17 protein-coding genes are annotated in these 18,363 nt (G+C 60.7%); 16 read left to right on the top strand and 1 reads right to left on the bottom strand.

Annotation, left to right across the window (positions count from 1 at the left end; genetic code table 11):
- The 10 genes from APH35_RS04240 to APH35_RS04190 form a co-directional block, all read left to right on the top strand.
- On the top strand, positions 1 to 4,157 hold a 4,157-nt coding region (locus APH35_RS04240; protein WP_156341191.1), incomplete at its 5' end, for an immunoglobulin-like domain-containing protein.
- A 144-nt stretch (positions 4,158 to 4,301) separates the two neighbouring features.
- Positions 4,302 to 4,643: a hypothetical protein gene (locus tag APH35_RS04235; RefSeq protein WP_012269973.1), complete on the top strand. Its 342-nt coding sequence runs from the start codon at positions 4,302 to 4,304 to the stop codon at positions 4,641 to 4,643.
- Between the two features lie 198 nt (positions 4,644 to 4,841).
- Positions 4,842 to 5,741, top strand: coding sequence for a TauD/TfdA dioxygenase family protein (locus tag APH35_RS04230; RefSeq protein WP_012269974.1), 900 nt, complete (start codon positions 4,842 to 4,844; stop codon positions 5,739 to 5,741).
- Positions 5,742 to 5,759: 18 nt separating this feature from the next.
- Positions 5,760 to 6,779 (top strand): ABC transporter substrate-binding protein, encoded by a 1,020-nt coding sequence (locus tag APH35_RS04225; protein WP_012269975.1) that lies wholly within the window; start codon positions 5,760 to 5,762, stop codon positions 6,777 to 6,779.
- Positions 6,780 to 6,785: 6 nt separating this feature from the next.
- Positions 6,786 to 7,649: an ABC transporter ATP-binding protein gene (locus tag APH35_RS04220; RefSeq protein WP_012269976.1), complete on the top strand. Its 864-nt coding sequence runs from the start codon at positions 6,786 to 6,788 to the stop codon at positions 7,647 to 7,649.
- Positions 7,650 to 7,663: 14 nt separating this feature from the next.
- Entirely contained in the window at positions 7,664 to 8,527 is an 864-nt protein-coding gene (locus APH35_RS04215; RefSeq protein ID WP_012269977.1) for an ABC transporter permease, read from the top strand.
- A gap of 210 nt (positions 8,528 to 8,737) precedes the next feature.
- A complete protein-coding gene (locus APH35_RS04210) occupies positions 8,738 to 9,226 on the top strand; it encodes an Hcp family type VI secretion system effector (RefSeq protein WP_012269978.1) in 489 nt (162 codons plus the stop codon).
- 9 nt (positions 9,227 to 9,235) lie between these two features.
- Positions 9,236 to 10,219: a hypothetical protein gene (locus APH35_RS04205; RefSeq protein ID WP_060514252.1), complete on the top strand. Its 984-nt coding sequence runs from the start codon at positions 9,236 to 9,238 to the stop codon at positions 10,217 to 10,219.
- A 448-nt stretch (positions 10,220 to 10,667) separates the two neighbouring features.
- Positions 10,668 to 10,934, top strand: a complete 267-nt coding sequence (locus APH35_RS29245; RefSeq protein ID WP_060514251.1) for a hypothetical protein — start codon at positions 10,668 to 10,670, stop codon at positions 10,932 to 10,934.
- A gap of 205 nt (positions 10,935 to 11,139) precedes the next feature.
- On the top strand, positions 11,140 to 11,511 hold the full coding sequence (locus APH35_RS04190; RefSeq protein ID WP_060514250.1) for a hypothetical protein: 372 nt from the start codon (positions 11,140 to 11,142) through the stop codon (positions 11,509 to 11,511).
- Between the two features lie 88 nt (positions 11,512 to 11,599).
- Here APH35_RS04190 and APH35_RS04185 read toward each other — a convergent pair whose 3' ends face one another.
- Positions 11,600 to 12,160 carry a WYL domain-containing protein gene (locus APH35_RS04185; RefSeq protein ID WP_060514249.1) on the bottom strand — a complete coding sequence of 187 codons (561 nt, stop codon included), beginning with the start codon at positions 12,158 to 12,160 and terminating at the stop codon, positions 11,600 to 11,602.
- Positions 12,161 to 12,366: 206 nt separating this feature from the next.
- Between APH35_RS04185 and APH35_RS04180 the strand changes: the two genes are divergently transcribed.
- The 6 genes from APH35_RS04180 to APH35_RS04155 all read left to right on the top strand — a co-directional run bounded on the left by APH35_RS04180 (position 12,367) and on the right by APH35_RS04155 (position 18,338).
- Positions 12,367 to 13,161, top strand: a complete 795-nt coding sequence (locus tag APH35_RS04180; RefSeq protein WP_012269983.1) for a tetratricopeptide repeat protein — start codon at positions 12,367 to 12,369, stop codon at positions 13,159 to 13,161.
- Between the two features lie 144 nt (positions 13,162 to 13,305).
- Positions 13,306 to 13,758 carry a MarR family winged helix-turn-helix transcriptional regulator gene (locus APH35_RS04175; RefSeq protein ID WP_060493614.1) on the top strand — a complete coding sequence of 151 codons (453 nt, stop codon included), beginning with the start codon at positions 13,306 to 13,308 and terminating at the stop codon, positions 13,756 to 13,758.
- The gene (locus tag APH35_RS04170) at positions 13,755 to 15,842 is read left to right on the top strand and encodes an FUSC family protein (RefSeq protein WP_012269985.1); all 2,088 of its coding nucleotides are present in this window, start codon (positions 13,755 to 13,757) and stop codon (positions 15,840 to 15,842) included. Before APH35_RS04175 ends, APH35_RS04170 begins: the two co-directional genes overlap by 4 nt.
- Complete coding sequence (locus APH35_RS04165; protein ID WP_003255905.1) at positions 15,839 to 16,051, top strand: DUF1656 domain-containing protein; 213 nt, start codon at positions 15,839 to 15,841, stop codon at positions 16,049 to 16,051. The genes APH35_RS04170 and APH35_RS04165 overlap by 4 nt, the downstream gene beginning before the upstream one ends.
- Positions 16,048 to 16,923, top strand: a complete 876-nt coding sequence (locus tag APH35_RS04160) for an efflux RND transporter periplasmic adaptor subunit (RefSeq protein ID WP_012269986.1) — start codon at positions 16,048 to 16,050, stop codon at positions 16,921 to 16,923. Before APH35_RS04165 ends, APH35_RS04160 begins: the two co-directional genes overlap by 4 nt.
- Entirely contained in the window at positions 16,920 to 18,338 is a 1,419-nt protein-coding gene (locus APH35_RS04155; RefSeq protein ID WP_060514248.1) for an efflux transporter outer membrane subunit, read from the top strand. Before APH35_RS04160 ends, APH35_RS04155 begins: the two co-directional genes overlap by 4 nt.
- Positions 18,339 to 18,363: the final 25 nt, after the last annotated feature.

The raw sequence follows: 18,363 nt of genomic DNA, 5'->3' as shown, positions 1-18,363 counted from the left end.
CCCCGGACAACGTCTACGTCGGCACCAACCCAGCGATCGTCAAAGCGATCGCCACGGTCAGCGGCGTTGATGTGGACAAGTTCGAGAAGCTGACCCTGGACAAGAGCTCGGTCAGCACCTCGGTAACCGACGAGCCTGGCTCGGGTGTGCCTGGCGACAACAACCAGGGCGACCTGGTCAAGGTCACCATCACCGCCGACCAAGCCTCGGTGGCCGAGAACGTCAAACCGACGTTCACCGTGCACATCAACCAAGCGCTGGCCAACGACTTGGTCGTGACCCTGAGCAACAACGCTCAGGTCACCATCAAAGCCGGCGACACCAGCGTCAAGTACGAGCACGCGGCGCAGGGCGACGACGTCTACAAAGATGCCGGTGAAATCAGCCTGGGCATCAAGTCGGCCGCCGACATCGGCAACCGTCCGTTCGAGAACCTGCAACTGGGCGACGCGGCGAAGGTCAGTGTCACCGACACCACCGACGAAGTGATCGCGAAACTGACCGCGACCCCATCGGTCACCGAAGGCGGCGTGATCACCTACACCGTGACGCTGACCAATAAAGACGGCCTGCCGATCAACAACCACTCGGCGCTGACTTTCACGCTGAGCGATGGCAAGACCACCATCACCGTGCCGGCCAACGGTACCGTGGGCACTGCCACCGTGATTGCCCCGGACAACGTCTACGTCGGTGCCAACGACCCTGTGATCAAGTCGATTGCTACGGTCAGTGGGACGGATGTGGACAAGTTCGAGAAGCTGACCCTGGACAAGACTTCGGTCACGACCAGCGTCACCGACGAGCCAGGTTCGGGTACTCCGGGTACCGGCAACCAGGGCGACGTCACCACAGTTGGCATCACTGGCACCTCTTCGCTGACCGAAGGCGAAACCGGCCAGTACACGCTGACCCTGAGCAACGCGTCCAAGGCCGAAGTCACCATCACCCTCAGCTACAGCGGCACCGCCAAAAACGGTGAGGACTTCAGCGGTGTCACCACCGTGAAGATCCCGGCCAACAGCACCGGTACGACGTTCAACATCGCTACCATCGACGACAAGCTGGTCGAAGGTACCGAGAACTTCGTGGTGAAAATCGAAACTGCCACCGGTGGCAACTTCGAGAACCTGCAGGTCGATAGCAGCAAGTCGAGCGTGACGACCACTATCCTCGACAACGACCACCTGCCTGTTTCGCCTGGCGGTGCGGTATTTGGCGTGGAGGACACCGACTACGTGTTCGCCTGGAGCGATTTCAAAGTCACTGATGCCGATGGCAACACTGGCCTGTTCGTGACCATTACCTCACTCCCGGCCGCTGGCAGCCTGCAGTTCTTCAACGGTACTGCGTGGGTGAATGTGGCCGTCAACCAGGTGATCAGCCAGGCTGACATTACTGCCAATAACCTCAAGTTCGTCCCGGCCCTCAACCAGTCGGGTGCGGACAACTACGGTGGTAATGGTGTAGGTAACCAACAGGCTGACTACGCGCAGTTCAAGTTCAAGCCGAACGATGGCACCAACCTGGGCAGCGAAGTGACCATGAAGGTCGACATCAGCCCGGTTGCCGATAAACCGACCCTGAGCTTCGGCAGTGCGGATATCGACTCCAAAGGCCTGACCAAGGAAGTCTGGACCAGCCTCAAAGGCCTGGGTACGGGCGGCAATGGCATAACCGGCGAGGACCTGAAGGCAGTATTTGCCAACTCTGGCAATGCCAACTCCAGTAGCACCACCACCAATGTGCAGTCCGATGGCAGCGTCACCGCTGGCACCGGCTCGAAAACGTCGGGCCTGATCTACCTGGAAGCCGGCAAGACCTACACCTTCAGCGGTACGGCTGACGACAGCTTCGTGGTCACCATCGGTGGCAAGACTGTGGTCACGGCCACCTGGGGCGCGGGTGGCCAGGTTTCGGGCACCTTCACTCCGAACACCAGCGGCTACTACCCGATCGAGGTCTACCATGCCAACCAGTCTGGTCCAGGCAGCTATGACCTGAACATCCAGGTAGGCTCGGGTGCTGTCACCGACCTGAGCAGCTCGAACGTCAAGATGTACCAGAACGTGACCGAGATGGCCAACGCTGGCCTGGGCGTGTCCGACCTGCATACCGTCAATGGTCAGAGCTACTACGACGGCTACAAACTCAACGAAGGGCCGGAAGGTGGCTCGGTGAAACTGGTCGGCATTACCACCGCCCTGACCGATACCGATGGCTCCGAAACCCTGAACGTGACCCTCAGCGGTATTCCGAAAGGTACCGTGCTGAGTGACGGTGCAGGCCATACCGTCACAGTAGGCAGCACCCCGGTCGATGTGACTGGCTGGAAACTCAGCGGGTTGACCCTCACGCCGCCGGCCTACTACAAAGGCTCGTTCGACATCACTGTCACCTCGACGGCCACCGAAAGCCTGGGCGGGTCAGCCATCACCACCGGCAACATCCCGGTGACGGTATACGCTGCGACCTACAAGGCCAGCGTGGGTACCACGGGCAATGACACCATGATCGGCAGCGAAGGCAACGACATCATCGTCGCCGACGTGTCGGGCCTGAACGTGGTGCAGGGCAAGAACTACAACATTGCCTTCATGGTCGACAGCTCGGGCAGTATGAGTGACAAGTCGATTGCCGATGCGAAGACGCAGTTGGCCTCGGTGTTCAATTCGCTCAAGGCCAGCCTGGGTTCCGACACCTCCGGTACCGTGAACATCTTCCTGGTGGACTTCGATACCCAGGTGAACAAGAACGTGGCGGTCAACCTTGCCGACCCTGATGCCTTGAGCAAGCTGCAGGCGGTATTGAACTCGATGGTGGGTGGCTACTACGGTGGCGGCACCAACTATGAAGACGCGTTCAAGACCACGTCCAACTTCTTCAACAGCACCATGGCCACCAGCAACAAAGGTGCGGAGAACCTGACCTACTTCATCACCGACGGTAAGCCAACCTATTACCAGAGCGGGGAGTCCACCAACCCTAGCCTGTGGAAGAATGGCAAGAACCTGGATGATGTGGTCAACGTCAACAACTACAAGATGGGCGATACCTTCAGTGCCTGGGCCGACAGCACTCACAAGGTCGAGATCAGTAGCAGTGGCGTAGTCAAAGTGCTGACCTACACCGAGAAAAAAGGCGAGTTGGTGTATGACTCCACCAAGACGGTTGGCACCTTGCATGCACAGGGGGATGGCACCTATGAATTCTCCAGCCTGGGTGGTACTGGCTACGCCGACTACTGGAACTACGTGGATTCGGCGGCGGGTTCCACTGCGAGTTTCGCAGTGCTGGGCGGCACCAACGGCTTGAGTAAGGTGCAGGCCATCGGCCTGAACAGCGATGTCACGCTGAACGACCTGAAACCTTACGACAGCGCTGGCAAGCCACAGACCAACATCGATCCGTCCGACTTGGCGAAGGCGATTCTTGGCCACTCCGAAGCAACGGTGCCAGGTGCCGACACCATCGACGGTGGCAACGGCAACGACATCATCTTCGGTGACTTGATCACCCTCAACGGCGTTGTCAGCGAGGGCTACCAGGCCCTGCAGACCTACGTTGCGCAGAAGAGCGGTGTCGAGGTCAGCTCCGTCACCACCAGCAATGTCCACCAGTACATCACCGAGCACTACACCGAGTTCGATATCTCCGGTGCCAAAGACGGCAATGACATTCTGTCCGGCGGCAACGGCAACGATATCCTCTTCGGCCAAGGTGGTAACGACACCCTCGATGGTGGCAGAGGTAACGACATCCTGCTGGGCGGTAGTGGCAATGACACCCTCATCGGTGGCCACGGCGACGATATCCTGATCGGTGGCAGCGGTGCCGACACCTTCGTTTGGAAGGCTGGCGACTTCGGCAACGACGTCATCAAGGACTTCAAGCTGAGCGACAAGGACAAGATCGACTTGAGCGATCTGCTGCAGGGTGAGAAAGGCAGCACCATCGACAATTACCTGAAGCTCACTACGGTGGACGGCACGACGACGCTGCAGGTCAGCAGCGAAGGCAAGCTCAACGCCGCCGGTGGCCTGGCAAATGCCGATGTGACCATCAAGCTGGAAGGGGTGAACTGGTCCAACACCACGATCAATTCGTTGATCAGCGGTGCTGACCCGACCATCATCATTCACAACAAGGACAACTGATGGACCCCGGGGCCGCGTAGCGGCCCCGGCTCTTTCCTGCCTTTCGCCAACAGCGCATACTCTGGCGCCGGGCCTGCGTGCCCGGCGATCTTTGCCTATGCTGCTGTCTACCAACAAGGAACCAACGTGACGAGGGACACCGCCATGTTCTACGTGCAACGCGACGCTGCCGGCCAGTTGCTGCGGGTAGAAGCAGCCGCCTTTGACCAGTTCACCGAAATGCTCCCTGCCGACCATGCCGATATCCAGGAGTGGTTTGCCGACGACGTCGTGGAAAACAGCCTCAACCAGCTCAAGCAAAGTGACCTGGACATGATCCGCGTGCTTGAGGACCTGATCGATGTGCTGACCGCCAAAGGCGTATTCAAGATCACTGACCTACCCGCCGGTGCCCAGGCCAAGCTGCTCAACCGCTCCACGGCGCGCAAGGCACTCAGCAGCCTGAACAACCTCATCGATGAAGAAGAGCAGGGCGGGCTGATCTGATCGCGAACCGAGCAAATCCCAGTGCTATGGTTATTCTTTAAAGGTATTTAAAATATAGCTCTTATGACTTTATAGTCACTTCCACTGCGTACCCGTCGACCAATCGATGCGCCGCACGACTTGAACCCACACGGGAAATCCCCGTGCGTTTCTGATCGTTGCGCGCCGTTGAAGTCGCGCACTGCGTGGGAGTGAAAAATGTCAGCCGCCTCGAACGCCTTGTCGACCATCGACAGCGCCCAGCCGCAATGCTTCGAAATCCGCCCGTTCTCCGGTGCCGTCGGCGCCGAGATCATCGGCCTGGACCTGGCCAGACCGGTCAACGTCGAGGATTTCGCCCGTATTCATCGCGCCCACCTCGACCACCATGTACTGGTGTTCCGCGACCAGCGCATCAGCCCGCAACAGCAGATTACGTTCAGCCGCCGCTTCGGTGAGTTGCAGATCCATGTGCTCAAGCAGTTCCTGCTGACAGGCCATCCCGAGATCCTGATCGTTTCCAACATCGTCGAAAACGGTCAAAACATTGGTCTGGGTGATGCCGGCAAGTTCTGGCACTCGGACCTGTCGTACAAAGCGCTGCCCAGCCTCGGCTCCATGCTGCATGCCCAGGAGCTGCCCAGCGAAGGCGGCGACACCCTGTTCGCGGACATGCACAAAGCCTGGGACGCCGTACCCGACGCCTTGCGCAAAGTGGTTGAGGGCCGCAGCGCTGCTCACTCCTACACCGCCCGTTACGCCGAGACCAAATTCGAAGGCAACTGGCGCCCGACCCTGACCGCCGAGCAATTGGCGCAGGTACAGGAAGTCATCCACCCGGTGGTCCGCACCCACCCGGAAAACGGCCGCAAGGCCCTGTTCGTCAGCGAAGGCTTCACCACCCGCATTGTCGGCCTGCCAGACGACGAAAGCCGCGACGTGCTGCAACAGCTGTACGCCTTGAGCGTGCTGGAGAAGAACATCTACCGCCACCAGTGGCAGCCCCACGACCTGGTCTTCTGGGACAACCGCTCGCTGATCCACCTGGCCACCGGCTGCCCCGCACACCTGCGGCGCAAGCTGTACCGCACCACCATCCAGGGCGATGCCCCGTTCTGACGACTGAGGAACCCCATCATGCGCAATTCCATCAGCCGCCTGGCGGCAAGCATCGGCCTCGGCGCGAGCCTGGTCATCGGCAGCCTGGCCGCCCCCGCTGCGGCCCAGGCCGAAGGCAAAATCCGCATCGCCGAGCAGTTCGGCATCGTTTACCTGCTGCTCAACGTGGTGCGTGACCAGCAACTGATCGAGAAGCACGGCAAGGAGCAGGGCATCGACATCGATGTCGACTGGGCGCAGTTGTCGGGTGGTTCGGCCATCAACGATGCACTGCTGTCCGGCTCGGTGGACATCGCCGGTGCCGGCGTCGGCCCGCTGCTTACTGTGTGGGACCGCACCAAGGGGCGGCAGAACGTCAAGGCTGTGGCTTCGCTGGGTAACTTTCCATACTACCTGGTCAGCAGCAACCCCAACGTGAAGACCATCGCCGACATCTCCGACAAGGACCGCATCGCCGTGCCCGCGGTAGGTGTTTCGGTGCAGTCGCGCTTCCTGCAGTACGCCGCCGCCCAGCAGTGGGGCGACAAGGAATACAACCGCCTCGACAAATACACCCTGGCCGTACCGCACCCGGATGCCACTGCCGCGCTGCTGGCCGGTGGCACTGAGCTGAACGGGCACTTCTCCAACCCACCGTTCCAGGACCAGGTGCTGGCCAACAAGGACGTGCATGTGGTGCTCAACAGCTACGACCTGCTTGGCCCCAACTCGCCGACCTTGCTGTTCGCTACCGAGAAATTCCGCAAGGACAACCCCAAAACCTACAAGGCCTTTGTCGACGCCCTGGCCGAAGCCGCAGACTTCGCTCAGAAGGACAAAGCCGCCGCAGCCGATACCTACATCCGCGTGACCAAGGCCAAGATCGACCGCGACGCGCTGATCAAGCTGATCGACAACCCGCAGTACGAGTTCACCGTCACGCCAAAGAACACCTACAAGCTGGCCGACTTCCTCTATCGGGTAGGCGCTATCAAGAACAAGCCGGCATCGTGGAAGGACTACTTCTTCCAGGACGAACGCCCGCTGCAGGGGAGCTGACCGATCATGACCGCCCCTTTGCCAGGCCACACGGCCAGCAACCTGAGCCGTGTCGCCACGCCGCCTTTGCTCAAGGTGGATAACCTCAGCCTCGAATACCGCACCGCGCAGCGCGTGGTGCGGGCCACCCACCAGGTCAGCTTCGAAGTCGACCGTGCCGACCGTTTCGTGCTGCTCGGGCCTTCTGGTTGCGGCAAGTCCACCTTGCTCAAAGCCGTCGCCGGTTTCATTCAACCGCAGGAAGGGCAGATTCTGCTGCAGGGCCAAGCGGTGCATGGCCCAGGTCCAGACCGCATCGTGGTGTTTCAGGAGTTCGACCAACTGCCGCCGTGGAAAACGGTGAAGCAGAACGTCATGTTCCCGTTGCTGGTGGCAGGCCAGCTCAAGCGCGCCGAAGCCGAAGAGCGGGCGCTGCATTACCTGGAAAAGGTTGGTCTGGCCGCCTTTGCCGATGCTTATCCACACACCCTGTCGGGTGGTATGAAGGCACGTGTGGCGATTGCCAGGGCGTTGGCCACCCAGCCGAAGATCCTGCTGATGGATGAGCCGTTCGCTGCACTGGATGCGCTGACCCGGCGCAAGATGCAGGAAGAACTGCTGCTGCTGTGGGAAGAGGTGCGTTTCACCCTGTTGTTCGTTACCCATTCCATCGAAGAAGCGCTGGTAGTGGGCAACCGCATCCTGCTGCTGTCGCCGCACCCGGGGCGGGTGAGGGCGGAAGTGCACAGCCATCAATATGATCTGGGCAGCCTGGGCGGCAGCGATTTCCAGGCCAGTGCAAGGCGTATCCACCGCTTGCTGTTCGATGAGGCAGACGTCCCGGAACAGCCCGACGACCTTGGTTTCAACGATATCCGCATCGCCTACTGACAGGAGCTTCAGCCATGACCACTACACCTGTACGCCAGGAATACGAGGTGCAGCTGGAGCCCCTGCTCAGTGTGCCCCTGGAACGCCAACTCCCCTTGGCCCAACGCCTGTGGCAGCAAGGCTGGCTGCGCAAGGCGCTGATCCTGCTGGTAATCGCTGTGCTATGGGAGGCCGTTGCTCGCTATCAGGATAATGACCTGCTGTTGCCGAGCTTCCTGCAAACCGCCGCGGCCCTGTGGGACGGCCTTGTGAGTGGCGAGCTGCCCGCCAAGGTCGGGGTTTCGCTGGTGATACTGCTCAAGGGCTATGTGCTGGGTATCGTCCTGGCTTTCGGCTTGACTAGCCTGGCGGTTTCGACACAACTGGGGCGGGACTTGCTGGGCACGTTAACCTCGATGTTCAACCCATTGCCGGCCATTGCCCTGTTGCCGTTGGCCTTGCTGTGGTTTGGGCTGGGTGATAACAGCCTGATCTTCGTGCTGGTGCATTCGGTGCTGTGGGCGCTGGCGCTGAATACCTATGCCGGTTTCCTTGGTGTGTCGGAAACGCTGCGCATGGCTGGGCGTAACTATGGCCTCAAAGGGTTGCGGCTAGTGCTGCACATCCTGGTGCCGGCAGCCTTGCCGTCGATCTTGTCGGGGTTGAAGATCGGCTGGGCGTTCGCCTGGCGCACGCTGATCGCTGCCGAGTTGGTGTTTGGTGCCAGCAGCGGCAAAGGCGGGCTGGGCTGGTACATCTTCCAGAACCGCAATGAGCTATATACCGACAAGGTGTTTGCCGGGTTGGCGGTGGTGATCCTGATTGGTTTGCTGGTGGAAGGGTTGGTGTTCAATACACTGGAGCGGCTGACCGTGCGGCGTTGGGGGATGCAGCGGTAAACGGTATCGTCATGGCGGCCGTACGCAGGTTTGTTGCGGCGTGCGGGCCGCTAACCAAATCCAGAAATACTTTCAAACATCTGTTATCCAAAAAGATCGTGAAATTCGTAGGAAACTTCTGAATCTTGCATCGATCTCCATAGAAAGATTGCGGCCGTTCTTTCCCGAGCCTAGCCTGTTCCGCTCCGTCATTTACAAGGAACAGTAATCATGGCTTTCGATGCCTATATTCAAATCGCGGAAATCGCTGGCGAAGCAAAAGACGAGCAATACAGCAACTGGATCGAGATCCTCGGTTACACATTTGGTGCCAGCCAAAGCACCTCCGTCACCGCGAGTTCTGCAGGCGGCGCCACTTCCGGGCGCACCACGCTGAGCAATCTGACCTTCACCAAGTACCTGGACAACGCCAGTTGCAAACTGCTCGAAGCCAGTTGCGCGGGGCAGCACCTGAAGGAAGTGAAGCTGGTCGTCTGCCGCGCCGGTAGCGACAAGCTCAAGTACTACGAAGTGGTGCTCGAGGAAGTGATCATCGCCGACTACGCACAAAGCGCGCATGCCGGTGTGCCGACTGAAATCGTTCAGCTCAACTACGGCCGTATCAAGACTACCTACACCCGGCAGCAGCGCGTCGACGGCAGTGCTGGCGGCAATGTGACCGGTGGCTGGGACCGAATTGCCAACAAGAAGTTTGCGTGAGGAACGACCATGTCCGAGGCACGCAGCTTTATAAATCCAAGGGCGCAGAACTACGCGACCCTGAAAAATGGCACGCCCATGAGCGCCAACCAGCAGGCCAAGTTCGATGTGCTCAATGCGCATATCGTCAATACGGTGGTCTTGGCCGGTGAACTGGTAATCGTCGGTGATCCCGACACTGCCTCCTGCACCAGCCATGAAGCCTTTCTAATGGCCAAGGCGGCGGGCATCCACCGCGACATCATGCTCAACGGTGGCGGTGTCGACGGGTTCTTGCTGGAAAACTTCGAGATGCTACAGAGTCTACTGGCCCATGCGTCGATAGGGGCAGGGGCAGCGAGCGATGGCTGGGCCAGGCATCTGGATGCGATCAAGAAGACGCTGGAGCAGATCGAGCAACTGCACCGCGCGCATATGAGCGGGGGTGCATTCAGGGAGCGCGAAGAGTTTTATGCAAAGCGCGCGGTGTTGTTCGGAACCCTGGATGAACAGCTCGGGCGGGCCGCTGCATACGGCACAGGGCTAAAGAATCATGGGTCGATCAAGCGGATGTTGCAGCTCTCTAGCAAAAGCTACTTGAGTACCGGGGAAATTTCAAAATATGCCGACAAGGTAGCCGGAGTCGCTAGGGCTGCGGATATGATCAAGAAAGGGGGATACCTCGGGGTCGCATTGGATGTCACCGCTACGGGGTTGGAAATTCACAAAGCTTGTATACTTGGGCGAGAAGAAGAATGCACCAGAGCAAAATATGTCGAAGGTAGCTCATTAGTATTAGGCTTGACGGGAGGCAGTCTAGGCGGTGCATTCGGTGGCGCAATTGCCACGACCGGTTGCGCAGTTGTCCTTGGTGCAGTGACCGGACCTGGTGCTCTAGTCTGTGGGGTTGTGGGCGGAGCAGTAGGGGGTGCCGTTGGAGGCGAAATAGGAAATGCGGGTGGAGAATTTATTGGCGATCTGATTTATCGCAAGGTCTCAGATGATACCAATTGAGCCCGGTTGGGTGGCGCTGCTTGTTTTTAGCCCAGGGCTGATAATCCTAATTTTGCTTATTTATATTGCTCATTTTTACGTTGAACGAATTGAATCCTTACTAGAAAAATCAAGCTATATACAAGGAATAAGGAGCACCTTTCTCCGGGCTGGACTACCAGGGAAAGTCTTACGCACATGCTGTATTGCTTGCATGATGACAATGCCGGCTATTTATGCCCGTCGCGGGCTCATCAACATGAAGGAAGTAAACAATTTCCCACTAAAAATGAAACGGACACTCATTGGGCTCTGGCTGGCTTTGACTATCGAAATCCTATCCATGTTAGTGTTCCGCGCCTGGCTGTACTTGCGTTAGCTTACACTGGCCGGTGCTGCACATAGCAAGAGTCGCCCCAAAAGTATCGACCCCTGCCGGCTGCAGCAAAGCATTCCTGATCAGCAATCGATGAACAGCCGATTACCGCTGGAGCAGATCGAGCAACTGCACCACGTGCATATGAGTGGTGGTGCGTTCAGGGTACGAGAAGAGTTCTACGCCAAACGTGCGGCGCTGTTCAGGGCGTTGGATGAGCAACTAGGGAAGGCTGCCGCTTATGGTTCTGGTCTACGAAATCAGGGTTCGATCAAGCGGATGCTGCAGCTACCCACGAAGCGCTATCTAAGTAGCGGGGAGATTTCCGGATATGCTGAGAAGGTAACGGAAGTAGCTTGATAGGCAGTGCAGGTCTAGGAACTATCGGAGGAACAGTAGGAGGCTTCATTGCTCCCACCGTATGTGGTGCCATTGGTGTTCCTAGCGCTGGGATGGGCGCGCTTGTTTGTGTTGTGGTCATTGGCGGCCTTGGTGGCATAGTGGGAGGGAAGTTAGGGTCTATGGGTGGAGAGGAATTGGGTCGGATCTTGTATGAGGAAGCTAAATGACAAATATGCAGATTGCCGTGCTCGGTATTTGCTTGTTTGCTTCTCCAGTACTAATGATTGCAGCATGGGTTTTTGTTGCTTGCCGTTATCTTGATTATTTAGAGTCTTTTTTTGAGAACAGCAAGATAGTTGTCGGTAATAAAAATAATTTGTCTGGCGCTGGGCTATTGGGGAGAGTCTTACGTACGGGGGCTATTTCCGCGATGCTATCCGTGAGCCAGTTTTGCGTTACCAAGGGCTTGGTTGACGCCGGCGATGTGAAAGCAGTACCTGAGCGCATCAAGAGGTTTATGCTGTGGCTCTCACACTTGCTTTTATTTGTATCGTTGGCGGCTTTCTGCATATGGGTAGGGGTTTTACGAAGATAAATGTAAAGGTGCTTTGCGGGCTCGCGGAGCTATAGACAGGTATTGACGGAGTGAGCGCAGCATTCAAACGGTCGGCTCGCAGTACAGTCTATTGATTCTGGTACTGAGCGGCCGCACTGCTCAGGATCTTGCCAATCTCTTCACGCAAGTCAGCAGGCTGCTCCACCACCACCCCATCCCCATGGCTCAACAGCCACCAGCGCAATGGCCAACCATCGCTCACCGTGGCGCGTAACCGATGCCCATGCTCCAGCGCTGTCAGCTGCATATCGCTGCTCAAGGGGGCAACCCGCAACTGCCGCGCCAGTGCATCGCTGATCCGTGCCACCAACTCCATGCCTTCTCCCTGCGCCGATTGCAACGCATCCCCTCGCAGATGCGTGAGCAAGTCGAAGTTACCGCGCAACTCGCCCACGGCACTGGCCGACCAGTGCCAGCCAAACGGAATACTCTTGTCATTACGTTCCAGCGGAAAGATCAGCGACAGCTCATTGAGGTCGCGCTCGACGGTGCGTTTGCTTACCGTAAAGCCCACGTCACGCAGGCGCCACACCAACTCGGCGCTGGTAATGCCTGGAGAGCGGCTGGGCAGCTGGCGCAGCAGCGCCCACTGTCGGCTGAGGGTGGCGCGAGTGGTGGCGAACGGCAAAAGATAACGTCCTTGTCTAGGCTTGCCGCAATAGGATGGCGGCACGCGAGGGGCGTGGCAATTGGCCACAGCCCGCTCAGATCAAGGAAGTCGCATTTGGTTGCCTCGTGCCGAATCGTTCGCGACAGGTTTTGACGTGACGTCACGCAGAATCACGCCTCATCACAACCGAAGGTTGGGTTGTGCGTCGTTCAATGAGGATGAACATGTCTGCTGCCAGCAATATCCATTCGCTGCTTGCCCGCCTTCTACCCGAGCGGGTCATCGCCCCACCGGCTCCCGTCGGGAGGCGACAGCGGCTGTTTGCCGGTGTGGGCTTGCCCAGCCAGCGGTCGCTGCTGGTCAACCGCCTGGATGAGGCCAGCGACCTGCAGGCAGTGTATGTTGACCTTCGCCGTCAGGCGTTGCAAGGCAGTGTGGCGGCACTGAATGACCTTGGCTGGATCTGGCTCAACGGCAAGTACTGGCGCGCCGATACCGAATTGGCCGGGCACCTGTTGCGCATGGCGGCCCTGCAGGGCAATGCTGCTGCCTGGTTCAACCTTGGGCAGCAGCACTACTTCGGCAAGGGCATCGAGCCTTCCTACGTGCAGGCGGCGGAGTGCTACCGCCAGGCCTTCGAGCGCGGGATGCTGCATGCCGCGGCGGCGCTGGGAGACCTGTATGAGGAGGAGGTGTGCGATGGCGACCTGGATTGGCAGGTAGACCTGGTGCAGGCCTACCAGTGGTTCCTGCGCGGGGCCGAGCGGGGCGAGGCGCGTTGCCGTTTCGAGGTGGGCTACCGGTTGATGCACGGGCTGTATGTAGAGGCCGACCTCAAGGCGGCGCTGTACTGGCTGGAGCTGGCGGCAGCGGCGGGAGTCGTGCAGGCGGCAGAGGAATTGGCAGTGCATTTCAGCAGCCGTGACGTGGTGCGCTACCAGGAGTGGCGGGACCGGGCAGTGCAAATGGGTAGCACCTTGGCTTTGACCATGAAGTTGGAAGATCAGATCCAATCCTGATCGTCTGCAGCCTGTGCCGGCAGGTAAAAAGCTCCAGCATGAACAACAATTCATCCATACCCCTCGTCACCCCCTGTTGACGGCGGGGGGAGGGCAAGGCGTATATTGATAGTTAGCAAACTATGAATATGCTTGGTTCCCCTCATGTCCCTTGATCTCCTGCGCCTGCAAGTCAGCAGTGGCATGGTGGTTGCGGCCCGCCACTGGCGGCGCATCTGCCATACCGCCCTGACCGGTTACGGCATTTCCGAGGCCTGCGCCGCGCCGCTGCTGATGATCGTGCGCCTGGGTGACGGTGTGCACCAGGTGGCCGTGGCACAGGCTGCCGGCCTGGAAAGCCCTTCTCTGGTGCGTCTGCTCGATCAACTGTGCAAGGCCGGCCTGGTGTGCCGCAGCGAGGATCCACTGGATCGCCGCGCCAAGGCCCTGAGCCTGACCGCCGAAGGCCGTGCCTTGGCCGAAGCCATCGAGGCCGAACTGGTGCGCCTGCGCCGCGATGTGCTGCACGGTATCGACCAGGCCGACCTGGAAGCCGCCTTGCGCGTGCTGCGCGCCTTCGAGGCTGCAGGCCTGGGCAGCTCGGGCGGGGCGGCATGAACGGCTTCTTCAGCTCGGTTCCCCCGGCCCGCGACTGGTTCTACGGCGTGCGTACTTTCGCTGCCTCCATGATCGCCTTGTACATCGCGTTGCTCATGCAGCTGCCGCGCCCCTATTGGGCGATGGCCACGGTGTACATCGTCTCCAGCCCGTTCGTCGGCCCGACCAGCTCAAAGGCGCTGTACCGCGCCGTGGGCACGTTGCTTGGCGCCGGTGGGGCCATTTTCCTGGTGCCGCCGCTGGTGCAGTCACCGTTGCTGCTGAGCATCGCCATTGCCCTGTGGACAGGCACCTTGCTGTTCCTTTCGCTGAACCTGCGCACGGCCAACAACTACGTGCTGATGCTGGCCGGCTACACCCTGCCGATGATCGCGCTGGCGGTAGTGGATAACCCGTTGGCGGTGTTCGACGTAGCGTCTTCTCGCGCCCAGGAAATCTGCCTGGGTATCGTCTGCGCGGCGGTGGTCGGGGCCATTTTCTGGCCGCGCCGGCTGGCGCCGGTGGTGGTCGGCGCCACCAGTAACTGGTTCACCGAGGCGATCCGCTACAGCGACATCTACCTGGCCCGTGAGGTCAGCGCCGACAAGATCGGCGGTATGCGTGGGGCGATGGTTGCTACCTTCAACTCGCTGGAGCTGATGATCGGTCAGCTCGGCCACGAAGGTGCCGGCCCGCATACCGTGAAGAACGCCCGCGAGTTGCGTGGGCGGATGATTCACCTGCTGCCGGTGATCGACGCGCTCGACGACGCCTTGGTGGCCCTGGAAGGCCGCGCCCCGGCCCAGTTCGCTCAGCTTCAACCTGTGCTTGAGGCCGCTCGCGAATGGCTGAAAGGCACTGCCGACAGCCCCTCGGTCGCACGCTGGACCACGCTGCACGAGCAGATCGACCGCCTGCAGCCAGGTGCTGCGGCCCTAGACCAGCGCGCCGAGCTGCTGCTGTCCAACGCCCTGTACCGCCTGACCGAATGGGCTGACCTGTGGCAGGACTGCTGCACCCTGCAGCACGCCCTGCGTACCGATGATGCCAAGCCCTGGCGCGCGGTGTACCGCCACTGGCGCCTGGGCCGCCTGACGGCCTTCTTCGACCGTGGCCTGATGCTGTATTCGGTGGCCTCCACCGTATTGGCGATCGTCGTCGCTTGCGGCCTGTGGATCGGCCTGGGCTGGAACGACGGCGCCAGCGCGGTGATCCTCGCGGCCGTGTCGTGCAGCTTCTTCGCCGCCATGGACGACCCGGCGCCGCAGATCTACCGGTTTTTCTTCTGGACGCTGATGTCGGTCATCTTCTCCAGCCTGTACCTGTTCCTGGTGTTGCCCAACCTGCACGACTTCCCGATGCTGGTGCTGGCTTTCGCCGTGCCGTTCATCTGCATCGGCACCCTCACCGTGCAGCCGAGGTTTTACCTGGGCACCTTGCTGACCATCGTCAACACCTCGACCTTCATCAGCATCCAGGGCGCCTACGACGCCGACTTCTTCACCTTCCTCAACTCCAACCTTGCCGGTCCCGTTGGCTTGTTGTTCGCCTTCATCTGGACCCTGGTGATGCGCCCGTTCGGCGTGGAGCTGGCGGCCAAGCGCATGACCCGCTTCGCCTGGCGTGACATCGTCGAAATGACCGAGCCGGCGACCCTGGCCGAACACCGCCAGGTTGGCGTGCAGATGCTCGACCGCCTGATGCAGCACCTGCCGCGCCTGTCGCAAACCGGCCAGGACAGTGGTGTGGCACTGCGTGACCTGCGTGTGGGGCTGAACCTGCTCGACCTGCTGGCCTATATGCCGCGCGCCGGCCAGCAGGCCCGCGAGCGCCTGAGCACGGTGGTCGAGGAAGTCGGCGCGCACTATGCCGCCTGCCTGCGTGCCGGCGAGCGCCTGCACGCACCAGCCGCGCTGCTGCGCAACATGGAGCGCGCCCGGCTGGCGCTGAACCTGGATGAGCTGTACGAGCGCGGCGATGCCCGCACCCACCTGCTGCATGCCCTGAGCGGCCTGCGCCTGGCGTTGCTGCCAGGTGTGGAGGTGATGCTCGAACCCGCCGAACAACCGCAACTGCCCCCCGGCCTCGACGGAGCACCCCTGTGATTGGTGAACTGGATATCAGCGGGGTGTTCCTGCCTACGCTGCTGGTGATGATGTTTGGCACCTACCTGCTGTTCCTGGGGGTGCATGCGGTGCTGGTGCGCCTGCACTTCTACCGCCTGGTCTGGCACCGGGCGTTGTTCAACGTTGCCCTGTATGCCGTGCTGCTTGGCGCGGTGGACCACTTTTGCCGAAACTTGATGCTGCCATGAAAAAACCTTTGCTGACCCTGGGCCGTGTGGTCCTGACCTTGCTGGTAGTGACCTTCGCCGCCGTGCTCGTGTGGCAGATGGTGGTGTACTACATGTTTGCCCCCTGGACCCGCGACGGCCACATCCGCGCCGACGTGATCCAGATCGCCCCGGACGTGTCGGGGTTGATCCAGAAGGTCGAGGTGCGCGACAACCAGACCGTCAAGCGCGGCGACGTGCTGTTCACCATCGACCAGGACCGCTTCAGCCTGGCCCTGCGCCAGGCCAAGGCAACCCTCGGCGAACGCCAGGAAACCCTGGCCCAGGCTTCGCGCGAAGCGCAGCGCAACCGCAAGCTGGGCAACCTGGTGGCCGCCGAGCAATTGGAAGAAAGCCAGTCTCGCGAGGCCCGCGCCCGTTCGGCCGTCAGCGAGGCGCAGGTGGCGGTCGATACTGCCCAGCTCAACCTTGACCGTTCGGTCGTGCGCAGCCCGGTGGATGGCTACCTCAACGACCGCGCGCCGCGTAACCACGAGTTCGTCACCGCTGGCCGCCCGGTGCTGTCGGTGGTCGACAGTGCCTCATACCACGTCGACGGTTATTTCGAAGAAACCAAGCTGGGTGGCATCCAAATCGGCGACGCCGTGGACATCCGCGTCATGGGCGACAACACCCGGCTGCGCGGCCACGTACAGAGCTTTGCCGCTGGCATCGAAGACCGCGACCGCAGCAGCGGTGCCAACCTGCTGCCCAACGTCAACCCGGCCTTCAGCTGGGTGCGCCTGGCTCAGCGCATTCCGGTGCGCATCGCCTTTGACGAAGTGCCGCAAGACTTCCGCATGATCGCCGGGCGTACTGCCACGGTGTCGATCATCGAGGGCCAGCGCCCATGAAACAGCTGATCCTGGCTGGCCTGTGCCTGTCGTTGGGGGCCTGCATGATGGTGGGGCCCGACTATGAGGTGCCGAAGGATGCGGCGGTGCAACGCAGCGACCTGAACGGCCCGCTGCGCCAGGATGCCGACAGCGTGGTTTCGGCACCGGTGCCCGAAGACTGGTGGCAGCTGTATCAGGACCAACGGCTGAACGAGCTGGTGCGTCAGGCACTGAGTGCCAACACCGAGCTGCGCGTGGCCGCGGCCAACATCGCCAAGGCCCGGGCCCAAGTGGAGGTGGCCGAATCGCAAGGCGGCTTCAACGGTGGCGTCAAGCTTGGCGCCCAGCGCCTGCAGGAGTCGGGCGAAGCCTTCCTGTTGCCGGAAAAAGTACCGGTGGCCAACATCGGTGAGGCCATCATCAGCGCCTCGTACCAGTTCGACTTGTGGGGCACCTTCAAGCGCGGCACCGAAGCGGCCAAGGCCAACGCCGACGCAGTGCAGGCCGCTGCCGATACTGCTCGTATTACCTTGGTGGCAGACGTGGTCAAGGCCTACACCCAGGTGTGCTCGGCCAACGAGGAGTACCACATTGCCCGCGAGTCGCTCGACTTGCAGGAACAGAGCGTGACGCTCAACCAGCGCCTGCGTGATGCCGGGCGTGGTGATGAAACCCAGGTCACCCGCTCGCAGACTCAGTTCAAATCCCTGCGCGCCGAACTGCCACGTTTCAAAGCCGAGCGCGAGACCGGCATGTATACCCTGGCGGCTCTGTTGGCCAAACCCGTCGACCAGCTGCCTGCAGGCACCGCTGATTGTGCCGAACTGCCGCACCTGAACCAGCTGGTTCCGGTAGGCGATGGCGCCGCGTTGCTCAAGCGCCGCCCCGACGTGCGCCAGGCCGAGCGTCAGCTGGCTGCTGCCACGGCCTCCATCGGCGTCGCCACGGGCGCACTGTACCCGGACATCAGCATCGGCGCTCAGGTGGGCACTATCGGTATCCTGGAAAACCTCGGCGAGCCTGCAACCAACCGCTGGGGCTTCGGCCCGCAGGTCAGCTGGAGTATCCCCACCAACGGTACCCGCGCGCGCATTCGCATGGCCGAAGCTTCTACCCAGGCAGCCTTGGCGAACTTCGATGGGGTGGTGCTGAACGCCATTCGCGAAACTCAGACGCGCCTGGCGCAGTACAGCGCCCTACTGGACCGGCGTGATGCGCTGGCCGAGGCGGAGAAATCGGCCAAGGAAGCGGCGGACCAGACGCACCGCTATTACCAGGCAGGGCGTGAGTCGTTCCTGGCGGATTTGCAGGCGACGCGGACTTACACTGATATGCGTGCTCAGCTGGCGGCGGCCAATAGCCAGGTGGCGATGGGGCAAATCGGGGTATTCCTGGCGTTGGGCGGGGGCTGGAAGGACACCGCCAAGCACTGATGAGATCCTTGTGGGGTGGATGTTC

The organism is Pseudomonas sp. NBRC 111132, from assembly GCF_001320565.1.
GTDB lineage: Bacteria > Pseudomonadota > Gammaproteobacteria > Pseudomonadales > Pseudomonadaceae > Aquipseudomonas > Aquipseudomonas putida_P.
The sequence above is the reverse complement of the archived record's forward strand: the minus strand, read 5'-3'. Positions and strand labels throughout refer to the sequence as shown.